At 58.7% G+C, this 19,221-nt stretch carries 18 protein-coding genes and 1 pseudogene; 9 read left to right on the top strand and 10 right to left on the bottom strand.

Going from position 1 to position 19,221, the window contains the following annotated elements:
- Nucleotides 1-38: 38 nt before the first annotated feature.
- Nucleotides 39-881: an LOG family protein gene (locus ACIQWS_RS01445; protein WP_223612113.1), complete on the top strand. Its 843-nt coding sequence runs from the start codon at nt 39-41 to the stop codon at nt 879-881.
- 86 nt (nt 882-967) lie between these two features.
- Here the strand turns inward: ACIQWS_RS01445 and ACIQWS_RS01440 are convergent, their stop codons facing one another.
- Entirely contained in the window at nt 968-1,693 is a 726-nt protein-coding gene (locus ACIQWS_RS01440) for a pyrimidine 5'-nucleotidase (RefSeq protein ID WP_223612115.1), read from the bottom strand.
- Between the two features lie 240 nt (nt 1,694-1,933).
- Between ACIQWS_RS01440 and ACIQWS_RS01435 the strand changes: the two genes are divergently transcribed.
- Entirely contained in the window at nt 1,934-2,611 is a 678-nt protein-coding gene (locus ACIQWS_RS01435) for a GGDEF domain-containing protein (protein WP_403169534.1), read from the top strand.
- Here ACIQWS_RS01435 and phhA read toward each other — a convergent pair.
- A complete protein-coding gene (gene phhA, locus ACIQWS_RS01430) occupies nt 2,608-3,441 on the bottom strand; it encodes a phenylalanine 4-monooxygenase (protein ID WP_346308423.1) in 834 nt (277 codons plus the stop codon). The two genes, ACIQWS_RS01435 and phhA, sit on opposite strands and share 4 nt — an antisense overlap.
- A 122-nt stretch (nt 3,442-3,563) precedes the next feature.
- Between phhA and ACIQWS_RS01425 the strand changes: the two genes are divergently transcribed.
- Nucleotides 3,564-4,046: an Lrp/AsnC family transcriptional regulator gene (locus ACIQWS_RS01425; protein ID WP_223612120.1), complete on the top strand. Its 483-nt coding sequence runs from the start codon at nt 3,564-3,566 to the stop codon at nt 4,044-4,046.
- Here ACIQWS_RS01425 and argB read toward each other — a convergent pair whose 3' ends face one another.
- Nucleotides 4,047-4,940 carry an acetylglutamate kinase gene (argB, locus tag ACIQWS_RS01420; protein WP_105737814.1) on the bottom strand — a complete coding sequence of 298 codons (894 nt, stop codon included), beginning with the start codon at nt 4,938-4,940 and terminating at the stop codon, nt 4,047-4,049.
- Between the two features lie 183 nt (nt 4,941-5,123).
- Here argB and ACIQWS_RS01415 point away from each other — a divergent pair, with 183 nt between their 5' ends.
- Together ACIQWS_RS01415 and ACIQWS_RS01410 are read left to right on the top strand one after the other, a co-directional pair.
- On the top strand, nt 5,124-5,663 hold the full coding sequence (locus tag ACIQWS_RS01415) for a sigma-70 family RNA polymerase sigma factor (RefSeq protein WP_223612122.1): 540 nt from the start codon (nt 5,124-5,126) through the stop codon (nt 5,661-5,663).
- Entirely contained in the window at nt 5,660-6,379 is a 720-nt protein-coding gene (locus ACIQWS_RS01410; RefSeq protein ID WP_346308422.1) for an anti-sigma factor domain-containing protein, read from the top strand. The genes ACIQWS_RS01415 and ACIQWS_RS01410 overlap by 4 nt, the downstream gene beginning before the upstream one ends.
- Before the next feature lie 22 nt (nt 6,380-6,401).
- Here the strand turns inward: ACIQWS_RS01410 and yihA are convergent, their stop codons facing one another.
- From yihA to rpmH, 4 genes and pseudogenes are all read right to left on the bottom strand, one after another.
- Entirely contained in the window at nt 6,402-7,025 is a 624-nt protein-coding gene (gene yihA / locus ACIQWS_RS01405) for a ribosome biogenesis GTP-binding protein YihA/YsxC (RefSeq protein WP_403177341.1), read from the bottom strand.
- A gap of 192 nt (nt 7,026-7,217) precedes the next feature.
- Nucleotides 7,218-9,056 (bottom strand): membrane protein insertase YidC, encoded by a 1,839-nt coding sequence (yidC, locus tag ACIQWS_RS01400; protein ID WP_346308421.1) that lies wholly within the window; start codon nt 9,054-9,056, stop codon nt 7,218-7,220.
- Nucleotides 9,040-9,439: pseudogene (gene rnpA / locus ACIQWS_RS01395) on the bottom strand (ribonuclease P protein component). Before rnpA ends, yidC begins: the two are co-directional and overlap by 17 nt.
- 48 nt (nt 9,440-9,487) lie before the next feature.
- A complete protein-coding gene (rpmH, locus tag ACIQWS_RS01390; RefSeq protein WP_040853797.1) occupies nt 9,488-9,622 on the bottom strand; it encodes a 50S ribosomal protein L34 in 135 nt (44 codons plus the stop codon).
- 242 nt (nt 9,623-9,864) lie between these two features.
- Between rpmH and ACIQWS_RS01385 the strand changes: the two genes are divergently transcribed.
- Both ACIQWS_RS01385 and cls read left to right on the top strand, forming a co-directional pair.
- Entirely contained in the window at nt 9,865-11,367 is a 1,503-nt protein-coding gene (locus ACIQWS_RS01385) for an ATP-binding protein (protein ID WP_374042650.1), read from the top strand.
- Between the two features lie 14 nt (nt 11,368-11,381).
- Nucleotides 11,382-12,842, top strand: a complete 1,461-nt coding sequence (gene cls / locus ACIQWS_RS01380) for a cardiolipin synthase (protein WP_403169527.1) — start codon at nt 11,382-11,384, stop codon at nt 12,840-12,842.
- Here the strand turns inward: cls and ACIQWS_RS01375 are convergent.
- The 3 genes from ACIQWS_RS01375 to ACIQWS_RS01365 all read right to left on the bottom strand — a co-directional run bounded on the left by ACIQWS_RS01375 (nt 12,814) and on the right by ACIQWS_RS01365 (nt 16,081).
- Nucleotides 12,814-13,659 carry an endonuclease/exonuclease/phosphatase family protein gene (locus ACIQWS_RS01375; protein WP_346308419.1) on the bottom strand — a complete coding sequence of 282 codons (846 nt, stop codon included), beginning with the start codon at nt 13,657-13,659 and terminating at the stop codon, nt 12,814-12,816. The genes cls and ACIQWS_RS01375 overlap by 29 nt on opposite strands.
- Before the next feature lie 85 nt (nt 13,660-13,744).
- Entirely contained in the window at nt 13,745-15,028 is a 1,284-nt protein-coding gene (locus tag ACIQWS_RS01370) for an NAD(P)/FAD-dependent oxidoreductase (protein ID WP_403169524.1), read from the bottom strand.
- Nucleotides 15,029-15,175: 147 nt separating this feature from the next.
- Nucleotides 15,176-16,081, bottom strand: a complete 906-nt coding sequence (locus ACIQWS_RS01365; protein ID WP_288191811.1) for a LysR family transcriptional regulator — start codon at nt 16,079-16,081, stop codon at nt 15,176-15,178.
- 124 nt (nt 16,082-16,205) lie between these two features.
- On the opposite strand from ACIQWS_RS01365, the gene ACIQWS_RS01360 reads away from it, so the two are divergent.
- Both ACIQWS_RS01360 and ACIQWS_RS01355 read left to right on the top strand, forming a co-directional pair.
- On the top strand, nt 16,206-17,609 hold the full coding sequence (locus ACIQWS_RS01360) for a VOC family protein (RefSeq protein WP_403169522.1): 1,404 nt from the start codon (nt 16,206-16,208) through the stop codon (nt 17,607-17,609).
- An 88-nt stretch (nt 17,610-17,697) separates the two neighbouring features.
- Nucleotides 17,698-19,209, top strand: coding sequence for an aldehyde dehydrogenase family protein (locus tag ACIQWS_RS01355; RefSeq protein ID WP_288191813.1), 1,512 nt, complete (start codon nt 17,698-17,700; stop codon nt 19,207-19,209).
- Nucleotides 19,210-19,221: the final 12 nt, after the last annotated feature.

Raw genomic sequence — 19,221 nt, 5'->3', positions numbered from 1 at the left:
CTGTAAGCGTCACTTGCGTCCGCAGAAGGAGAATATAATTGAATACCGATGAAAAAAACGGCTGGACGCCATTTTCCCACTCCACTGAAGCCGTACGGCGGGTAGAAACCGCTCCCGAGACCCCGCAAACACAATCGGACACCTATCGTCTTGCCTTTGCCGATCCGGAGTTCATGACACGCCGCGATCTGCGCGCAGTGCGGTTGCAGCTTGAATTGCTCAAGCCGGAAATGGCACTAACCCAGCGGGGCATCCGTTCGACAGTCGTGCTTTTCGGCGGCGCGCGTATTCCCGAGCCCGGCGGTGAAGCCTGGGCCGCGAAGAACGAAGTGCAGAAGAAGAACCTTGAAGCCAACTCGCGCTATTATGCCGAGGCGCGCAAGTTCGCCCAGCTATGCTCGACCTATTCCGCGACCACCTACAACCGCGAGTTTGTCGTTGTTACCGGCGGCGGTCCCGGCGTGATGGAAGCGGGCAATCGCGGTGCAGCCGATATCGGAGCGCCGACCATTGGCCTCAACATCGTCCTGCCGCACGAACAGGCGCCGAACGAATATGTGACGCCGGAGCTCTGCTTCAACTTTCACTATTTTGCCATCCGGAAAATGCACTTCCTGATGCGCGCAAAAGCGCTTGCGATTTTCCCCGGCGGCTTCGGCACCATGGACGAGACATTCGAGACGCTGACACTCATCCAGACAGGGCGCATGGAGCGGATCCCGGTCCTCCTCTTCGGCCGGTCATTCTGGGAAAAGGCGATCAATTTTGAATTCCTGGCCGAGCAGGGTGTCATTTCGCCGTCGGACAGGGAATTGATCACCTTTGTCGATGACGCCGAAGAGGCGTGGGACGTGATCAAGACCTTCTACGAGCTGCCCTGACCCTCTGCCTCGTCGCGGCTGCGCGGACCGGGCCAGGACCCGGTACCCCGCAGCGTCGATGACCGCTTCGACCGATGCAGATCGCTTCAGGCGGGCATGCCTGCACGGACCTGCCCCGGCTGGATCGCATTCAAGAACGACGCCAGATCGTCGGTCACGTAATCGACATGATCGGTATAGTCCGGATCGCGTTCCCATATCTCGGAGAACGTCGGCTCGAAATTGTGCGGCACGATCAGGACTGTCTTCATGCCGAGCGCCTTCGGCTCGACCAGATTGCGCGCGAGGTCCTCGAACATGGCGCTGCTCTTGGCATCGATCCCGTGCAGATCAAGAAAACGGTCATAGGCCTGCCGTGCCGGCTTGGGCATCAATTCGGCCGCGACAATATCGAAAATATCGTCGAACTGGTCGAGGACACCGAGTTGCCGGGCCGCCCGCTCCGCGTGGCCACGGTCACCATTGGTGAAAATGAACTTGCGCCCCGGCAGATGTTTGATCGCCATGGCCAATGCCGGATTGGGAACCAGCCATGAATAATCGATATCATGGACCTTCTGCAGGAAATCGTCCGGATCGATATTGTAGCGATCCATCAGCCCTTTGAGGGTCGTCCCGTAATCCTTGTAGAACTGCTTCTGCATCTGGCGGGCATCCGCATGGGAAAGTTGCAGGAGATCCGCGATATAGCCCGTCATCTTCACGTCGATCTGCGAAAACAGATTGGAATGATGCGGGTAGAGCGTGTTGTCCAGATCGAACACCCAGTCCGTTACATGGGCAAAATTCAGAGGATCGGGATTTTTCGTCATGCATACTCGCCATTGCAGGGACATCGGTAACGGGGCAGGCAGTCTGTTGCCATAACGACTCAATAGACGAAAAAAGTCCGAACTACGACCGTTTTTACATTTTCCGCTAACAGCCGCTTCATGAATGCAGCATAGTAATCAGGTAGCAGTATTAGGGGTGAAATGTTCAGAATTCTGTACAAATGTGCGCTTGTCACACTGATCGCGATTGTCTGTTCTTTGCTGATCACCGGGAGCATCATGAGTGCTTTTGACATGCACAACAAAATGGGCTTCGTGATCGCAACGATCTGTCCGTTGACCATTACCCCGCCGATCTCGCTGATGGTGTTCCGGCAGTCCGAGCGACTGCGCGTGACCCTGCTTCAACTCAGTCAGGTCATGCTGCAGCTTGAGGAAACCAATGCCAAGCTCCTGGAGAAAGCCTCCCGCGACAGCATGACGGGCCTGCTCAACCGTGAAGCTTTTTTCACCCATGTGGACAGGGTCCGCCGGCAGATACCCGGATCCCTGCTGATCATCGACGCAGATCATTTCAAGAAAATCAACGACCAGCACGGCCATTACAATGGCGATGGCGCGCTGACTGCCATTGCCCACTGCATTTCACGCAGCATCGGCGAGAACGACAGCATCGGCCGCATCGGCGGCGAAGAGTTTGCGGTTTTCCTGGCCACGGAACACGAGGATGAGGTGCGCGCCATTGCCGAAATCATTCGCAAAGATGTGACGTTGATTGAATTCCGGACGCCTGAAAATGAGCAGGTTCCGCTCAGCGTCAGCATTGGCGGGGTGATCGATGTCTCGACAGGGGCGATCGCCGATCATTTCCAGACCGCCGATCGCAGGCTTTATGAGGCCAAGCGCAATGGCCGCAACTGCGTCATCGTGAAACCAGCGATGAAAACCGCAGCCTAGATTGCCGACGGGTCCAGCGGTGGGCTGTCCTTCCACCGGGCAACAAGGGTGGCCATATCGGCGGTTTCGAAGGCATCGCGCAGCGCGGCAAAGCTTGGGAGAACAAAATAGGCGCGCTGGAACTTGTCGATCTCGTAGACGGTCCGCATGACCGTTTCCAGATCGAATGGAACGTGGTGTGCATCCGGGCTTTCGACCGCAAACTGCAATTCGCTGAACGATGACATCAGGCCGGCGCCGAAGGCCTTGAGCGGGGCGCCCTCTTCCTGCATCAGACCGAATTCAGCCGTGTACCAGTAAAGCCGTGCGACCATCTGTTCACCGCCGATACGGACCGCAGCGGCACCCTTTTCACCGTAGAGTTGCATGAAATCCGCAAACACCGGCTGGCTGAGAATGGGAACATGGCCGAAGAAGTCATGGAACATGTCCGGCTCGACGATGTAGTCCAACTCCTTCTTGCTGCGCAGCCAGTTGGTGACCGGGAAGCGGCGGTTGGCAAGATGATCGAAGAACGGCTCGTTCGGGATAAGACCGGGGACCGCCACGATCTCCCAGCCCGTCAATTTGCGCAGCCGTTCGCTTACTTCATGAAAGTCGGGGATACGGTCGAGCAGGCCCAGCGCATCGACGCCGTCGAGGTAGCTGTGATGGGCAAGCCGCGAGGTGAGCTTTGTCTGACGGTCACAGAGGGTGCGCCACACCTCCTGATCTTCCGCCGAGTAGTCATATTGCTGTTCGACGGTAAAATCCGGCTGGCAGGCATGATAGTCGCCACGCAACCCTTGTGCTGCACATTCACGGGCATAGGCCTCAACACTGATGGTCATGAATTCCTCCTCGATTCCCATTCTGACATTCAGAATACTCCGAGAAATCGAGTGAATTTGACCTTATTGCCTCAATGAACCACTATCTGGAGAGGAAAATATAATATCCTGGAGAAAAACAAGTGACATCCCCTCGATTTGACGAATTTGAAATCAAGATGCTGCAGGTCCTGCGCGACAATGGCCGGGTGCCCATCACCGACCTGGCGCAGGCCATCGGGCTTTCGGCCACGCCCTGCGGCCGACGTTTTGACGCCCTGCAGGAAACCGGCGTCGTCAAAGGCTTTGCCGCTGTGATCGACCGCCGGTCCATCGGGCTCATGGTCGAGGTCTTCGTTCAGGTGCGGCTGACATCGCACAGCGATGAATCGCCGGAACGGTTCATCACGGAAATACAGCGCATGGACGAGGTATCATCCTGCTGGACGATGACCGGCGAGCACGATTTCCTGCTGCACGTGATGGTGCCCACTGTCGATGATCTCAACGATTTCGTCATGCATCGGCTGATGCGCCTCAAGGGTGTGCGTGATGTGCACACCCAACTCGTGCTGCAGAACATCAAGGGGCCGGGCAAGATTCCGCTCGACCATCTGAAACGGTGATCAGGGAACGATCAGCGTTCCCGCACCACGTTCCGTGAAGAGTTCGAGCAGAACCGAATGCGGAGTCTTGCCATTGAGGATGACAACCCCTTCGACACCGCGATTGATCGCGTCGATGCAGGTTTCGACCTTGGGGATCATGCCGCCTGAAATCGTGCCGTCCTTGATCAGCGCGCGGGCCTGACCGACGGACAGTTCCTTGATGAGCTTCTTGTCCTTGTCGAGAACGCCGGGGACATCCGTGAGGAACAACAGCCGCGAAGCGGCCAATGCACCGGCAATCGCGCCCGCGAAAGTGTCGGCATTGATGTTGTAGGTATGGCCGTCGCGGCCTGGCGCAACCGGAGCGATGACCGGGATCATCTCCGAGCGGGCAAGCAGGTCCAGCAGGGTGCGGTCCACTTCGACCGGTTCACCAACAAAGCCAAGGTCAACAATCTTCTCGATATTGGAATCAGGATCGACAATCGTCTTCTTGGCCTTTTCGGCGAAGACCATGTTGCCATCCTTGCCGCACAGGCCGATGGCCCATTCGCCTTCCGCATTGATCAGCGCAACGATTTCCTTGTTGATCGAACCCGCAAGAACCATCTCGACGATTTCGAGCGTCTTCGCATCGGTAACGCGCAGGCCGCCTTCGAATTTCGATTCGATGCCCATGCGCGCGAGCATCGATGCAATCTGCGGGCCGCCGCCATGCACAACGATCGGATTGATGCCGGATTGCTTCAACAGGGCGATATCGCGGGCAAAGGCCTTGCCAAGCTCCACGTTGCCCATGGCATGGCCGCCATATTTCACAACAACGGTCTTGTTTTCGTATCGCTGCATATAGGGAAGAGCCGCGGATAGAAGGCTTGCCTGAATTTCTGCGGTGTGCTCAGTCTCGGACATGGGGGAAGCAAGCTCCAGCTTGAAAAGGACGGGGTCTCATAACCCTAAAGACGGTCATGGGCAAACATGATTTAGGGTGGGCGGGAACGTTTTTGCATGCGGCCCATTGACAGGACAACATATCCGCAGATTTAACTTAGGGGCAGGACTCTGGATAATCAAAGAGTTGGAAACGCCGGTCGCATGACACCCGAAGGCATATCAGAGCTGATTTCACGGGTCGCTTTGCGGGATCGCTCGGCGTTCGATAAGCTTTATACCTCCACGAGCGCGAAACTATTCGGCGTATGCCTGCGTATCTTGGGCAATCGCTCGGAAGCAGAGGATGCACTGCAGGATATTTTCGTCAAGATCTGGAACAAGGCTGACCGGTTTGCCGTCGCGGATACAAGCCCCATCTCGTGGCTGGTGGCTATTGCGCGCAATCATTCGATTGACGTGCTGCGGGCCCGCAAGCCAGCAACAGCCGAACTGGAAAAGGCGGTCGGTCTCGCGGAACCGTCCCTCAATCCCGAACAGTCTGCCATTGCATCCGGTGAAACAAAGCGCATCAACGAGTGTCTCGATCAGCTGGATTCTGATCGGGCCGCGGCCGTGCGGGGCGCCTATCTGAACGGCGAGAGCTATGATCTTCTGGCGATCCGTCACCGGGTGCCATTGAATACAATGAGAACCTGGCTGCGCCGCAGCCTGATGAAACTGAAGGAATGTCTGGAACGATGAGCACGATACCACCCGATGACACAATGCCGGAAGGCGACGATTTCGTCGCAGCCGAGTATGTGCTGGGCGTGCTGCCGGATCAGGAGCGGCAGGATGCCGTCCGCCGCATCGAAACCGATGCTCCCTTTGCGCGCCTCGTATCCGACTGGCAGAACCGGTTCGACCCATTGAACGTGCAATTTCAGCCCGTGACGGCGCCCAGCTATCTGAAGGGCCAGATCGATCAGCGCCTGTTTGGTATCGACTCGGGCCGCGTGGCGGCTGGAGCCTCCTTCTGGAACAGCCTGGCATTCTGGCGAACGGTTGCCGTTGCAGCGCTTGCACTGGTCCTGTTCAACTTCGGCAGGGAGTACGTTCTGCGCCAGACCGGACCAGCGCCCGCGCAGCTTGTTGCCTCCATGGCAAGCGACAGTGGCCCAATGCGAAGCCTTGCTGTTTTTGACGGCAAGTCGAGAAAGCTCAGGATCACGCTGGTTTCAGGCGATATTCCGCAGAACAAGTCGCTGGAACTCTGGCTGATTGCGGGAAAGGACGCTCCGGTGTCACTGGGCGTTCTCAAATCGCCCAAGGTGACGGAGTTCGACGTACCTGCGCCAACTGCCGCAAAGCTGCGGGATGGAACGACCCTGGCCATTTCGGTTGAACCGGCAGGCGGCTCTCCAAGCGGAGCGCCCACCGGCGCTGTGGTCGCAGCGGGCGCTGTGAGCAGCATCTGAAATCAAGGACGCTGGTAAGGCTCTATTCTTCGAGGAGAAGTGCTATTGCAGCGCGCAGCTCATCCAGTCCGCCGCCCTTTTCCGACGATGTGGCAAGGATCGTTGGATAGGCAGCGGCACGTTTTTTGATGGCCTGCGCCGTTTCTTCCATGAGGCGCGGCACACCGGCAGGCTTGATCTTGTCGATCTTGGTCAGAACGATCTGGTAGGACACCGCCGCGCGATCCAGGAGATCGAGCACTTCCGCATCGTTCTTCTTCACACCGTGACGGGCATCGATAAGCAGATAGACGCGCTTCAGCGTGGTACGGCCGCGCAGGTAATCGAAGACAAGCCGCGTCCATGCGTCGACCTGTTCCTTCGGTGCTTCCGCAAAGCCGTAGCCCGGCATATCGACCACAGCGAGCGGCGGCAGATCGCCATCTTCACCGGAATGGCCGTCCGGGACGAAATAGTTGAGTTCCTGCGTGCGCCCCGGCGTGTTGGAGGTGCGCGCCAGACCTTTCTGGCCGATGATCGCATTGATGAGGGACGACTTGCCCACATTGGAGCGCCCGGCGAAGGCGATTTCGATGGGCCCTTCAGGCGGCAGGAATTTCATGGACGGAACGCCGCGAATGAAAACCCAGCCCTGCGCAAAGAGCATCCGGCCCTTCTCGATCAGCCGGTTCGTATTGTCGTTGGTTTCGCTCACGTTGTTTTCCGTCCGTTCATGGGGTGGCCGCAGCCACCTGCATTCAATGTTATCGCCGCCTTGTCAACTGAACGGCGCCGTTCACCGGCAAATGAAAAGCCCCCGGTATGACGCGGGGGCTTTCGGCATTCGAGTGAAACCCGCCTATTCCGCGGGTTTGGGTTTCTTCTTGAAGAGCCCCGCGAGATTGTCCCACAGTTCGATCTTCGCGCCCTGCCGCTTCATGATGATGCCCTGCTGGGTGATCGACAGGAAGTTGTTCCACGCCCAGTAAATCACCAGACCGGCCGGGAAGCTGGACAGCATGAACGTGAAGATCAGCGGCATCCAGTTGAAGATCATGGCCTGCGTCGGATCGGGAGGCGTCGGGTTCATGCGCATCTGCAGGAACATCGTCACACCCATGATCAGCGGCCAGACACCGATCATCAGGAACGCCGGAACAGTCCATGGAATGAGACCGAACAGGTTGAACACCGATGTCGGATCCGGCGCGGCCAGATCCTGGATCCAGCCGAAGAACGGCGCGTGGCGCATTTCAATGGTGACGTACAGCACCTTATAGAGCGCGAAGAAGACCGGAATCTGGATCAGGATGGGCCAGCAACCGGCGATCGGGTTGATCTTCTCGGTCTTGTAGAGTTCCATCATGGCCTGCTGCTGCTTGACCTTGTCATCCGCATATTTCTCGCGGATTTCGGTCATCTTCGGCTGAACCAGCTTCATGCGCGCCATCGACGCATAGGACTTGTTGGCAAGCGGGAAGAACAGCGCCTTGAGCAGGACCGTAACAACGAGAATGGCCACGCCGAAGTTGCCGATGGCCTTGTACAGCCAGTCGATGAGATAGAACATCGGTTCGGTGATGAAGTAGAACCAGCCCCAGTCGATCAGATTCTTGAACAATGGAATATGCAGGTTGTTCATATAGCCATTGATCTTGCCAACTTCCTTGGCGCCGGCAAAAACGAGGTTCTCGATCGTTGTGGATTGGCCTGGCTCAATCGTTGTCGGATCGGACAGATAATCGCTCTGATACTGCGGACGGCCATTGTCGAAGTAGGACATGCGCGCCTTGAAAGGCTTCGTTTGCGATGGAACAAGCGCAGCGGCCCAATATTTATCGGTGATGCCGATCCAGCCGCCAGTGTCTGTTTTCTCAGGAGAAACCTCTTTTTCCTTCTCGATTGCCGCGAATTTGTATTCGACCAGCTTTCCGGCGATCACGCCGATTGGACCTTCATGCAACACATAGGTGCTGGCATGCAGAGGCTTGTAGAACCGCGTGACACGACCGTAGGAGGCCAGTGAAACCGGCACGGAGGTTCCGTTCGTCACGGCATCCTTGACCGTGAACATATAATTGTCGTCGACGCTGAAGGTGCGCTTGAAAACCAGGCCCTTTTCGTTGGTAAACGTCAGGGTAACCGGGGTCGATGGGCTAAGCTTGCTGTTGCCGTCCACCGTCCATACGGTCGTCGGACCGGGAACCGTGCCCGATGTCTCATTGCCGGTGAACCCGATTTCGACAAATTGCCCGTCTGCCATTTGCGAAGGGCTTAACAGCTGAATGGTCGGTGAATTGTTGTCGACAGTCTCATGATACTGCTTGAGCTGCAGGTCATCCAGACGCGCGCCGGTCAGGCTGATGGATCCGCTGAGGCTTGGCGTGTCGATCTGCACACGCGACGTCTGCCCGAGCGCGGCGGCACGGGTGATGCTGCCGGCCTGAGCGGCATCCGGCGTCTGGCCGGGAATATTGGCACCGGGTGCGGCGGGTGTGGATGCCGGCAAATTGTTTGCTGGCGTACCGGCTGGCGTCGCGGGCTGCCCGGCGGCCTTGGTCTGCGCCTGGCGTGTGGCTTCAATCTGTGCCTGCTGCCGCTCGGCCTCGATCTTGGGGCCCATATAGAACACCTGCCACAGTCCCAGAATAACGACGGACAAGGCGATGGTGATAAAGAAATTACGATTGGTTTCCATTATCGGGTCCTGTTGGGCCGGTCATGTCTTGGGGAAACGCCGGTTTGGTATTTTTTGGAAACCCGTTTCGAGAGTTCCCGGGATAAGTCCGCAAATGGCGCATCAAGCGCGTCACGGCGAGCAACGATCACATAGTCGGTTCCGGGGGCCATGTCACCTGCAACATTGACGCGTACAGCCTCTTTCAGCCGGCGCTTGATGCGATTGCGGATAACGGCATTTCCGTTCTTTTTTGTGACTGTAAAACCAACACGCGGCGGACCTTGCCGGTCTTCGCGCTCCTTGACTTCGAGCAGAAAAAAGCCGCCGCGGCGTTTTTCTCCGGCCCGAACAGCCAAAAACTCCGCTCTCTTGCGAAGGCGGAGTGGCTTTTGATCATTCATTCCTGCAATGCCAACTTCGGCCAACCGCGCAAACCTGCGCGGAACGCCTTATGCCGACAACCGCTTGCGACCGCGAGCACGACGTGCTGCGATAACCTTGCGGCCGCCTGCAGTAGCCATACGGGCGCGAAACCCGTGACGACGTGCGCGGACAAGTTTGGATGGCTGATAAGTACGCTTCATTTGTTTAATACCGCGGTGTGCGGCCCTTCTTGTGGTCTGTTCTTTGACAGGAGCATATCAGGACCGCCATTGGCGCATAACAACACGCCGCCGGGGCGGTCAACCCGGACGTGCGCGGCTTATAGAGGCATGATACCAAGAAGTCAATTGATACCGGACAATTCACGCATAGGCAAAAATCGGGAAGTGATTTATTGTACCGGCGCAACGTTTGTCCTACATCGGGCATTGATGGAGCAAATATGGCGGTAACGCAACAGGATCAGCAACCGGCAGGCGCGCGTATGCAGCACGCGGGACGTCGCTTGCCGATCCTCAAACGCCTTTCAGGCAAGCTGTTGCGCCTCACCATCCTGTTCGGCCTCTTGGCCGAAGTGATGATTTTCGTTCCGACCATGGCCGATATGCGCATGCGCTGGCTTTCGGACCGCCTCAATACCGTTGCGGCGGCGAGTGTCGTGCTAGCGGCAAGCGACGACAAGGATATTCCGCAGAGCGTACAGAACGATGTGCTTCTCGCCACGGGCACCAAGGCGATTGCCCTGCGCGAAATGGGCGCGTCACGATTGCTGGCGGTGTCGGACATGCCATCCAAGGTCGATCGGCATATCGACATGACGGTCACTGACCCGTTGACCACGATCCGCGATGCATTCGATACCCTCATCAATGGCGGCAACCGCATCATCCGCGTTTATGGTCCTATCGGCGAGACGGGGAAGGTCATCGAGCTCATCACATCCGATGCGCCCCTGCGCAACGCGATGTTGCGTTATGCCCGCAATCTGACGCTGATTTCGATGTTCATTTCGGTCATTACCGCCGGTCTGGTCTTCCTTGCCATCAGCCACCTGCTTATCCGGCCGATCCAGCGCATGAGCGCAAACATGCTGGCCTTTGCCCAGCAGCCGGATGATCCGCAGCGCGTCATCCAGCCGGACAATCGCGAGGACGAGCTTGGCATTGCCCAGCGCGAGCTGGCCGACATGCAGCAGCGCTTGCAGCGCACATTGTCCGAGCAGAAACACCTGGCCGACCTTGGCCTTGCCGTTTCCAAAATCAACCACGACATGCGCAACATTCTCGCGTCTGCCCAGCTCATGTCCGATCACCTCGCCAATGCCAGCGACCCCGCCATTCAGCGCATGGTGCCGAAACTCGTACGGACGATCGACCGAGCCATCAACTACTCCCAGACCGTGCTTGCCTATGGCGGAACACAGGAACCGCCGCCACAGCGGCGCCGGGTGAAGCTGCACACCATCGTCAGCGATGTGGAAGAAATGCTCAATCTTGATACAAAGTCGGGGATTGAATTCAAAAACCTCGTACCGGAGAGTTTTGAGGTCGACGCGGATCCGGATCAGTTCTTCCGCGTGATTTCGAATCTCTGCCGCAACTCCGTTCAAGCCATGAGCGGCGTTACGGGTGATGACATCTCCATCGTCAAACGGCTGACAATCACGGCAGGACAAATTGGCGCCACATCGATCATCGGCATTGAGGATACCGGCCCGGGACTGCCGCCCAAGGCGCGCGAGAACCTGTTCACCGCATTCAAGGGCTCGGCCCGCTCCGGTGGTACCGGGCTCGGCCTTGCCATTGTGCACGAGCTGGTTCGCGCGCATGGCGGCACCATTGAACTGCGCGGCGGCGAAGGCGCGGGCACAAGTTTTGAAATCCGCATACCGGATCAACCCGTCTCTCTCGCCGAATGGCGCTCGCGCCGGGATTCAATATCGTGATATGACACTCGCAAATGAGTGATTATCTTCCCACCTACTGGCCCCAAATCTTCTTTGTCCTTTCCATCGTCCTCGGCGTTCCCGCCGCGGTCCATGCGGCCATGACGAAGGAGGAGGTGCGCGCGGCCATTGGCTGGGTCGGCGTCATCATCCTCTCCCCGGTGATCGGCGCGGTCATTTATGCGGTCGCCGGCATCAACCGGATCAGGCGCTCCTCCATAAGCTCGCAGCGCGCCTTCCTGCACGAAATCGGTCAGGATCACCTGATGCGTTTCGATGCGGACGAAGGGAATGTCCTTGCGCATTTCGGGCAACGCTTTGCCGCCATGAAAACGCTCGGCGACCGGGTGAGCCGCTGCCGCCTGACAACCGGCAACGACATCGCCATGCTGCAAAGCGGAGACGATGCCTACCGTTCGATGATCGACCATATTAACGCAGCTCAGCGCAGCATTCTGCTCGAGACCTACATTTTCGACCGGGACAAGATCGGTTTTCGCGTGGCGGATGCGTTGATTGCTGCCGTCCAGCGCGGCATTGAAGTCCGTGTTCTCATCGACGCTGTCGGAGCCCGCTATTCCATACCGAGTATTGTCGGCTATCTGAAAAAAGGCGGCGTGCACACCGACGTGTTCAACGGCAACATCATCATCGGCTTGCGCCTGCCCTATGCGAACCTGCGGACCCACCGCAAGATTCTGATTGTCGACGGGGCAACGGCGTTTACCGGCGGCATGAACATTCGCGCCGGTTTTTCCGAAGAAATTGCCGGCAAGGACCATGCGCGCGATACCCATTTCAGATTGACCGGCCCGATCGTCACCGACCTCTTCCATATCGCGTCGGAAGACTGGCGCTTCACCACGGGTGAACAGCTGGCTGGCGATCCCTGGCTGATTGCTTCGCCAGAAACGCCGGCGGGCGATCCCGTCTTTATCCGGGCTGTCCCGGCCGGGCCGGACAAGAGCGTGGAAGCCAATCATCGCATGCTGATGGGGGCGTTTTCCGTGGCGCGAAACCATATCCGGATCATGTCGCCCTATTTCCTGCCGGATCGCGAACTGATCAGCGCTCTGGTGACCGCAGCCCGGCGGGGTGTCGAGGTTGATATCGTCGTGCCGGCGGTCAACAATCTGAAACTCGTTGATCGCGCGATGACCGCGCAATTCGACCAGATTCTCAAGAGCCATTGCCGCATCTGGCGCGCCAGCGGCAATTTCAACCATTCCAAGCTTCTGGCCATCGACGGACAGTGGGCCTATGTCGGGTCGTCTAATCTTGATCCGCGGTCATTGCGCCTCAACTTCGAAGTTGACCTGGAGATCATGGACGCGGCATTTGCAGAAAAAGTGGAAGGGCTCATCGAGACGGCCATTGAAACCGCAAAACCGGTCCTGTTGCAGAGCCTGCGCGCCCGTTCATTCTGGGTGCGGCTGCTCGACCGGATTATCTGGCTAGGCTCGCCCTATCTCTGATTTCCGCCGTTTCGGCCAGGGCCCCCTTCAGGTCGACATAGGCCTTGATCGGCAGGTGATCCGATGCCACGCGGGCAAGCGGCGTGTCATGCACCTCGATGCCGGTGACCAGACTGTGCGGATGGCCGAGCACGCGATCCAGCGCCAGCACCGGAAAACGCGAGGGAAAACTGGGCACTGCATTCTTCATCGGATCGAAGACCGGATGCAGGAAATGCAATGACGACCCCCTGCCGACGCGCCATTCATTCAGGTCGCCGAGCAGAAGCGTCGGGCGAGAAGGATCCGCATGAACCGCATCGAGAATCGCTTCGGATTGCTGCATGCGGGAATGCCGCAGCAGGCCAAGATGCGCGGCGATGATGCGCAGAGGGCCAGCTTCGAGATCGAGGTCGACCACCAGAGCGCCGCGCGGCTCAAGCCCCGGCAGTCTCAGCTGCTGCACCCGCCGCACGACGCCTTCACGGAAAAGCAGCAGATTGCCGTGCCAGCCGTGCCCCTTGGGGTAGAGCGACGCCACACGCACGGGCACAAGATTGTTCTCGCGTTCCAGCCGGGCAAGATCGAGCAGGCCGGACCGTTCGCCGAAGCGTTTGTCCGCTTCCTGCACAGCGACGACATCTGCGCCAAGTTCGCCGATGACATGGGCAATGCGGTCAGGATCGAACTTCTTGTCGATGCCGACGCACTTATGGACATTGTAGGATGCAATGACGGTATCGTTCCGCACGACCTTGGTCACGCCAGTCGGGCGCTTGTTGCGGTTCTTGACCGCCGCGAGGATGCTGGCTGAGACACTGGGTCTTGTGTGCCGCATTGGCTTCTTGCTGTCCATGCATAAGAGATATGTCGGGTTCGCGCGAATGGCAAGCAAATGCGGCAATCAGATCAAGCGAGCGCCTTCAAACCCGGTTGCCAACGAAATGCGCCAGCTGGGCACCCACTTCGTAATATCCCTCGCGCAGGGTACGCAGACCCTCTTCCCGGGGTTTCGTCACCGGCAAAGGCAGGTCTGCATCGGATATCCTGCCGGCGATGTGTTCAGCCAGGACCCGGCCGAAGACCGTGCCCGGAGCGATGCCGCGTCCGTTGTAGCCGCTAAAACTGATGATCTTCGGCGCGAGGGTGTGGAATCGCGGCAGGTTGTCATTGGTCATGCCGATCTGGCCGTACCAGCCCGCTTCAAACGTCACATCCCTGATCTGCGGGAACAGTTTGCGGATCGACCGGGCAGCCCACGCCTTGTGGACGGCCATTCCCGTGCCGCGCAAGGCCCCCACGCTGCCGAACACGAGGCGGCCGCGCTGATCCATCCGGAATGAGCTCAGTATCTCCTTGGTGTCCCAGCCACCCTGGCGCTCGGGCAAAACCGTGTTGCGCACGTCTTCCGGCAGCGGCGTCGTGGCAAAATTGAAATAGGGCAGATGCAGGAGTTCGGCTCGCAGTTCCGGCCAGGGTGAGGTCGTATAGGCGTTTGTTGCCACGACAACCCACTCGGCCGACACGGTTCCTGACGGCGTATTGACGATCCAGCGGTCGCCGGAGCGGGTCGTGGATGTCACCGGGGTTCCCGTATGGACGGCAACGCCAGCGGCAATGGCAGCGGTTGCAAGGCCGCGCACATAGGCCAGCGGCTGGATCGTGCCGGCGCGATTGTCCAGCAGCGAAGCGGCATAGGCGGTCGAGCCGACCTTCTCGGCGGTTTCCTCTGCGCCCAGCAGGCGGACGGCCGCGCCGCGTGCCAGCCACTGTTCAGCCCGCTGTTCCAGCTGTTTGACGCCGCTCTTGCCGACGGCGCAATGCAGGGTACCCTTGCGCTCGAGTTCGCAGGCGATCTTGTGCTTGTCGACAAGGTTGAACACGGATTGCGGTGCATTGCCGAGCAGTTCCAGCAAACGTTCGCCATGCACCTGTCCGAGAACCTGCGGCAGGTCATTCGGCATCACCCACATGCCGGCATTGACCAGACCGACATTGCGGCCTGATCCGCCATAGCCGATGTCCACGGCATCGAGAACGGCAACGCTTGTGCCCATTTCAGCCAGATGCAGGGCGGCGGACAATCCGGTAAAACCGGCGCCGATGACGGCGACGTCAACGGAAATATTGCCCGCCAGCTTCTGTGTTGCCGGCGCAGGCGGCGCGGTCTTTTCCCAGAGGCCGTGGGAGCGTTCATCATTCAGCATGGGGTCACCGTCAGGTCGGTCCGGCCTTTGCCGGCAATCTTGCACAGACTCATCGTCCATTCTGCTTATAGACCGGGTTTTCGGCAACGAAAGTGAAATTCGTTGAAGAGGTGATGCGGCGGGCGAATGACCCACAAGGTCTAGACCCTAGGGACGTTTGCTGACCTGATCGGCGATCCATGCAAAAAAGCTCTGGGCCATGGGATTTTCTTTCTTGTGGTCCGGCACGACGAGATAATAGCTGTTCTCTGTCGTCAGCGGCTGATCGAACAACACCTGCAGGCGGCCGGACGCCAATTCGTGCTCGATGAGATAACGCGGCACCAGGGCAAAACCGAGTCCTGCCAGCGCAGCTTCAATCACCATGGAAAAATGCTCGAAACGATGGCCCTTATAGGGGCTGACCACCTCCGCCTGTACCGATTCAAACCAGTCGGCCCAGGCTTTCGGCCGCGTCGAAAGGTGCAGCAGCGGTGCCGAGCCGGCAAGCTCGGCCGGGGTGACGACGGGGTTGGCGGCCAGCAGTTCCGGGCTGCCGACGGGAACAATCATTTCACTGCAAAGATATGTGCAGGTGGCATGAGCCCAGACCGGTTGACCGTAATGGATTGCCAAATCAAACGGCTCTTCCTCGAAATCAAAGGGTTGCGAGCGCGATGCAACGCTCAAGGCCATATCTGGATAGAGCCGCAGAAAATCCGGCAGGCGCGGCATCAGCCAGCGGCTGCCGAAGGTCGGCAATGTTGCAATGCTCAGGGATGACGCCGATTGCGATGCCGCCATGGCCCGCAGCATGGTTTCCTCGGTCAGCCCAAGCAGGCGGCGCACTTCTGGCAGGAATTTCTGCCCGGCGTCGGACAGAACCACCCTTTGCCGAATGCGCTCGAAAAGCAGAACACCGATCTGGCTTTCCAGTTCGCTCATCTGGCGGCTGACGGCACTCTGCGTGAGGTTCAGCTCCTTTGCGGCCTGCGTAAAGCTGCCATGGCGCGCCGCGCACTCGAAGGTTTGCAGGATATCGATGTCAGGAATCAGACGGCGGCTCAACTTCATTCTTATCTCGCATCAACCTAGTTCAATTCATCGCAATCTTTGGCGATATCATCACTCTATAATCCAGTTTGAGCATGACAGCGATAGTTTATGCTGTTGCAGCAACAAAGCGGAACAGAACACGATGAAATCAGGCACGTTTACGTCATCCGACGTGATCAGGGCGTCCTTTTCGGCCGCCATGTCATCCATGTACCGGACAGAGGTTCCTGCCTATGGCACACTCATGTCCCTCGTTGCCGAGGTGAACGGCAAGACACTGGCAACATCCCCGGAACTGAAGGACCAGCTGCAGGAAACCGATACGCTCGACCGCATATCGGAAGAGCGCCACGGCGCGATCCGCGTCGGCACGCCGGAAGAGCTGTCCATGCTGCGCCGCGTCTTCGCTGTTATGGGCATGTATCCCGTCGGCTATTACGATTTGAGCGAGGCGGGTGTTCCCGTCCATTCCACGGCTTTCCGTCCGGTCGATGATGCCGCGCTGAAGATCAATCCGTTTCGGGTGTTCACGTCGCTGCTGCGCCTCAACCTGATCGGCGATACCGGCTTGCGGAAAAAGGCGCGTGCCATTCTGGATGCGCGGCAGATTTTCACCGACAAGGCCATTGCGCTCGTTGAAAAGGCTGAAGCTGAGGGCGGCCTTGGTTCTGACGACGCGGCAATATTCGTGAGCGAAATTCTCGAGACATTTCGCTGGCACGACCGGGCGAGCGTCAGCGGCACGCTTTACCAGCGCCTGCACGATGCACACCGGCTCATTGCCGATGTCGTCTCGTTCAAGGGGCCGCACATCAATCATCTGACGCCGCGCACGCTCGACATCGATGCGGTGCAGGAGCTGATGCCGGAACACGGCATTTCTCCCAAGGCGGTCATTGAAGGCCCGCCCACGCGGGCCTGCCCCATCCTCTTGCGCCAGACATCGTTCAAGGCGCTGGAAGAGAATGTATCGTTTCAAAATTCCGACGGCACATGGGAAACGGGCTCACACACCGCACGCTTTGGCGAAATCGAGCAGCGCGGCATTGCACTGACACCAAAGGGCCGGGCCCTCTATGACAGGCTGCTGAATGACACCCGCAAGATCATTCGTCCGGCGGCTGATGGCTCCAACGCGAAAGCCTATATCGCCGCCCTGTCGGACACGTTCAAAGCGTTTCCCGACAATTGGGCGGACATTCGCCGCGACGGTCTCGGCTATTTCCGCTATTCGGTCGTCGAGAGCTTTGCGGGCCGCGTGACCACGCGCGAGGCTGGGGATATCGAGACCTTGATCGCACGCGGTGCCGTGCGGTTCGATCCTATCGTCTACGAGGATTTTCTCCCCGTCAGCGCAGCGGGTATTTTCCAGTCCAATCTCGGTGACGAAGCCAGCCAGAAATTTGTCGCCAGCCCCAGCCAGCGCGAATTCGAGACTGACCTCGGTACGGCGGTCCTCGACGAATTTGCCCACTATGCCGGGCTCGAACAGGCCTCCATCCAACAATGCCTGCAAATACTGCGCCCTGCGGCACTTGCAAGTTGAACACTCATTTGACCTTATTGCGGCCTCTCCGGCAAAAGTCCGGCGCTTACCGCACGGTCAGACAAAAGATATGTAAAGGGAAGGCAAAATGACGATTGCTCAAGACGTAAAAACACTCCTCGCAAAGCTTGGCGTGGCGGAAGCCGCTTATACCGGTGGAACAATGGCTTCCTACAGCCCGGTCACCGGCGAGAAGATTGCCGATATCGCCATTCATTCGGCGGCCGATACAGCCAAGGCTATCGAACAGGCCGATGCGGCTTTCCGCGAATGGCGCCTTGTTCCGGCACCCAAGCGTGGTGAACTCGTCCGCCTCTTTGGTGAAGAGCTGCGGGCACTGAAGACGGAACTCGGACGCCTCGTCTCGATTGAAGCGGGAAAAATCCCATCCGAAGGGCTCGGCGAAGTGCAGGAAATGATCGACATCTGCGATTTCGCGGTCGGCCTTTCCCGCCAGCTCTACGGCCTGACCATTGCAACGGAACGTCCGGGGCATCGCATGATGGAAACCTGGCATCCCCTCGGCGTTGTCGGCGTCATTTCCGCCTTCAACTTCCCCGTTGCCGTCTGGTCGTGGAACACGGCGCTTGCCCTCGTGTGCGGCAACGCCGTTGTCTGGAAGCCATCGGAAAAGACACCGCTCACCGCCCTCGCCTGCCAGGCCATCTTCGACCGCGCGGTCGCGCGCTTCGGTGACGTGCCGGCCGGCCTGACCAAGACATTGATGGGTGACCGGACCATCGGCGAAGCCCTGGTCGATCATCCCAAGGTTGCGCTCGTCTCGGCAACCGGCTCGACCCGCATGGGCCGTGAAGTCGGCCCGCGTCTGGCCAAGCGTTTTGCCCGTTCGATCCTTGAGCTCGGCGGCAACAATGCCGGTATCGTCTGCCCGTCAGCCGATCTCGACATGGCGCTGCGCGCGATCGCCTTCGGTGCCATGGGAACGGCCGGTCAGCGCTGCACCACCCTGCGCCGCCTCTTCGTGCACGAAAGCGTCTACGACACGCTCGTCCCACGCTTGAAGAAGGCCTATGAGAGCGTTTCCGTCGGCAGCCCGATCGAGACATCGGCCCTCGTCGGCCCGTTGATCGACAAAGCCGCTTTCGACAACATGCAGAAGGCAGTGCAGGAAGCCGTCGCCCACGGCGGCAAGGTTACCGGCGGCGCCCGCGTGGATACATCGCATCCGAATGCCTACTACGTCCGTCCTGCCCTTATCGAAATGCCGAAGCAGGCCGGTCCGGTAACCGAGGAGACTTTTGCTCCAATCCTCTACGTGATGAAATACAGCGATTTCGACAAGGCGATTGCCGATCACAACGCGGTTGGCGCCGGCCTGTCGTCGTCCATCTTCACCCTCGACCTGCAGGAAGCCGAACGCTTCCTCAGCGCGGATGGATCGGACTGCGGTATTGCCAACGTCAACATCGGCACCTCAGGCGCTGAAATCGGCGGCGCTTTCGGCGGCGAAAAGGAAACGGGCGGCGGCCGCGAATCCGGCTCGGATGCCTGGAAGGCCTATATGCGCCGCGCCACAAACACCGTCAATTATTCCAAGGCATTGCCTTTGGCCCAGGGTGTTTCCTTCGACATCGACTGATCGATATCCCTG

The sequence above is a fragment of the Phyllobacterium sp. NPDC097923 genome, assembly GCF_044760925.1.
Taxonomy (GTDB): domain Bacteria; phylum Pseudomonadota; class Alphaproteobacteria; order Rhizobiales; family Rhizobiaceae; genus Phyllobacterium; species Phyllobacterium calauticae.
This window is presented reverse-complemented; position numbering and strand designations above follow the sequence as displayed.

What these genes read in the sequence shown, in the direction of transcription:
- ACIQWS_RS01440 (WP_223612115.1), bottom strand. Translation starts at nt 1,693, where the DNA reads ATGACGAAAAATCCCGATCCTCTGAATTTTGCCCATGTAACGGACTGG.
- ACIQWS_RS01435 (WP_403169534.1), top strand. Translation starts at nt 1,934, where the DNA reads ATGAGTGCTTTTGACATGCACAACAAAATGGGCTTCGTGATCGCAACG.
- phhA (WP_346308423.1), bottom strand. Translation starts at nt 3,441, where the DNA reads ATGACCATCAGTGTTGAGGCCTATGCCCGTGAATGTGCAGCACAAGGG.
- argB (WP_105737814.1), bottom strand. Translation starts at nt 4,940, where the DNA reads ATGTCCGAGACTGAGCACACCGCAGAAATTCAGGCAAGCCTTCTATCC.
- ACIQWS_RS01415 (WP_223612122.1), top strand. Translation starts at nt 5,124, where the DNA reads ATGACACCCGAAGGCATATCAGAGCTGATTTCACGGGTCGCTTTGCGG.
- ACIQWS_RS01410 (WP_346308422.1), top strand. Translation starts at nt 5,660, where the DNA reads ATGAGCACGATACCACCCGATGACACAATGCCGGAAGGCGACGATTTC.
- yihA (WP_403177341.1), bottom strand. Translation starts at nt 7,025, where the DNA reads ATGCTCTTTGCGCAGGGCTGGGTTTTCATTCGCGGCGTTCCGTCCATG.
- yidC (WP_346308421.1), bottom strand. Translation starts at nt 9,056, where the DNA reads ATGGAAACCAATCGTAATTTCTTTATCACCATCGCCTTGTCCGTCGTT.
- rpmH (WP_040853797.1), bottom strand. Translation starts at nt 9,622, where the DNA reads ATGAAGCGTACTTATCAGCCATCCAAACTTGTCCGCGCACGTCGTCAC.
- ACIQWS_RS01385 (WP_374042650.1), top strand. Translation starts at nt 9,865, where the DNA reads ATGGCGGTAACGCAACAGGATCAGCAACCGGCAGGCGCGCGTATGCAG.
- cls (WP_403169527.1), top strand. Translation starts at nt 11,382, where the DNA reads ATGAGTGATTATCTTCCCACCTACTGGCCCCAAATCTTCTTTGTCCTT.
- ACIQWS_RS01375 (WP_346308419.1), bottom strand. Translation starts at nt 13,659, where the DNA reads ATGCGGCACACAAGACCCAGTGTCTCAGCCAGCATCCTCGCGGCGGTC.
- ACIQWS_RS01370 (WP_403169524.1), bottom strand. Translation starts at nt 15,028, where the DNA reads ATGCTGAATGATGAACGCTCCCACGGCCTCTGGGAAAAGACCGCGCCG.
- ACIQWS_RS01365 (WP_288191811.1), bottom strand. Translation starts at nt 16,081, where the DNA reads ATGAAGTTGAGCCGCCGTCTGATTCCTGACATCGATATCCTGCAAACC.
- ACIQWS_RS01360 (WP_403169522.1), top strand. Translation starts at nt 16,206, where the DNA reads ATGAAATCAGGCACGTTTACGTCATCCGACGTGATCAGGGCGTCCTTT.
- ACIQWS_RS01355 (WP_288191813.1), top strand. Translation starts at nt 17,698, where the DNA reads ATGACGATTGCTCAAGACGTAAAAACACTCCTCGCAAAGCTTGGCGTG.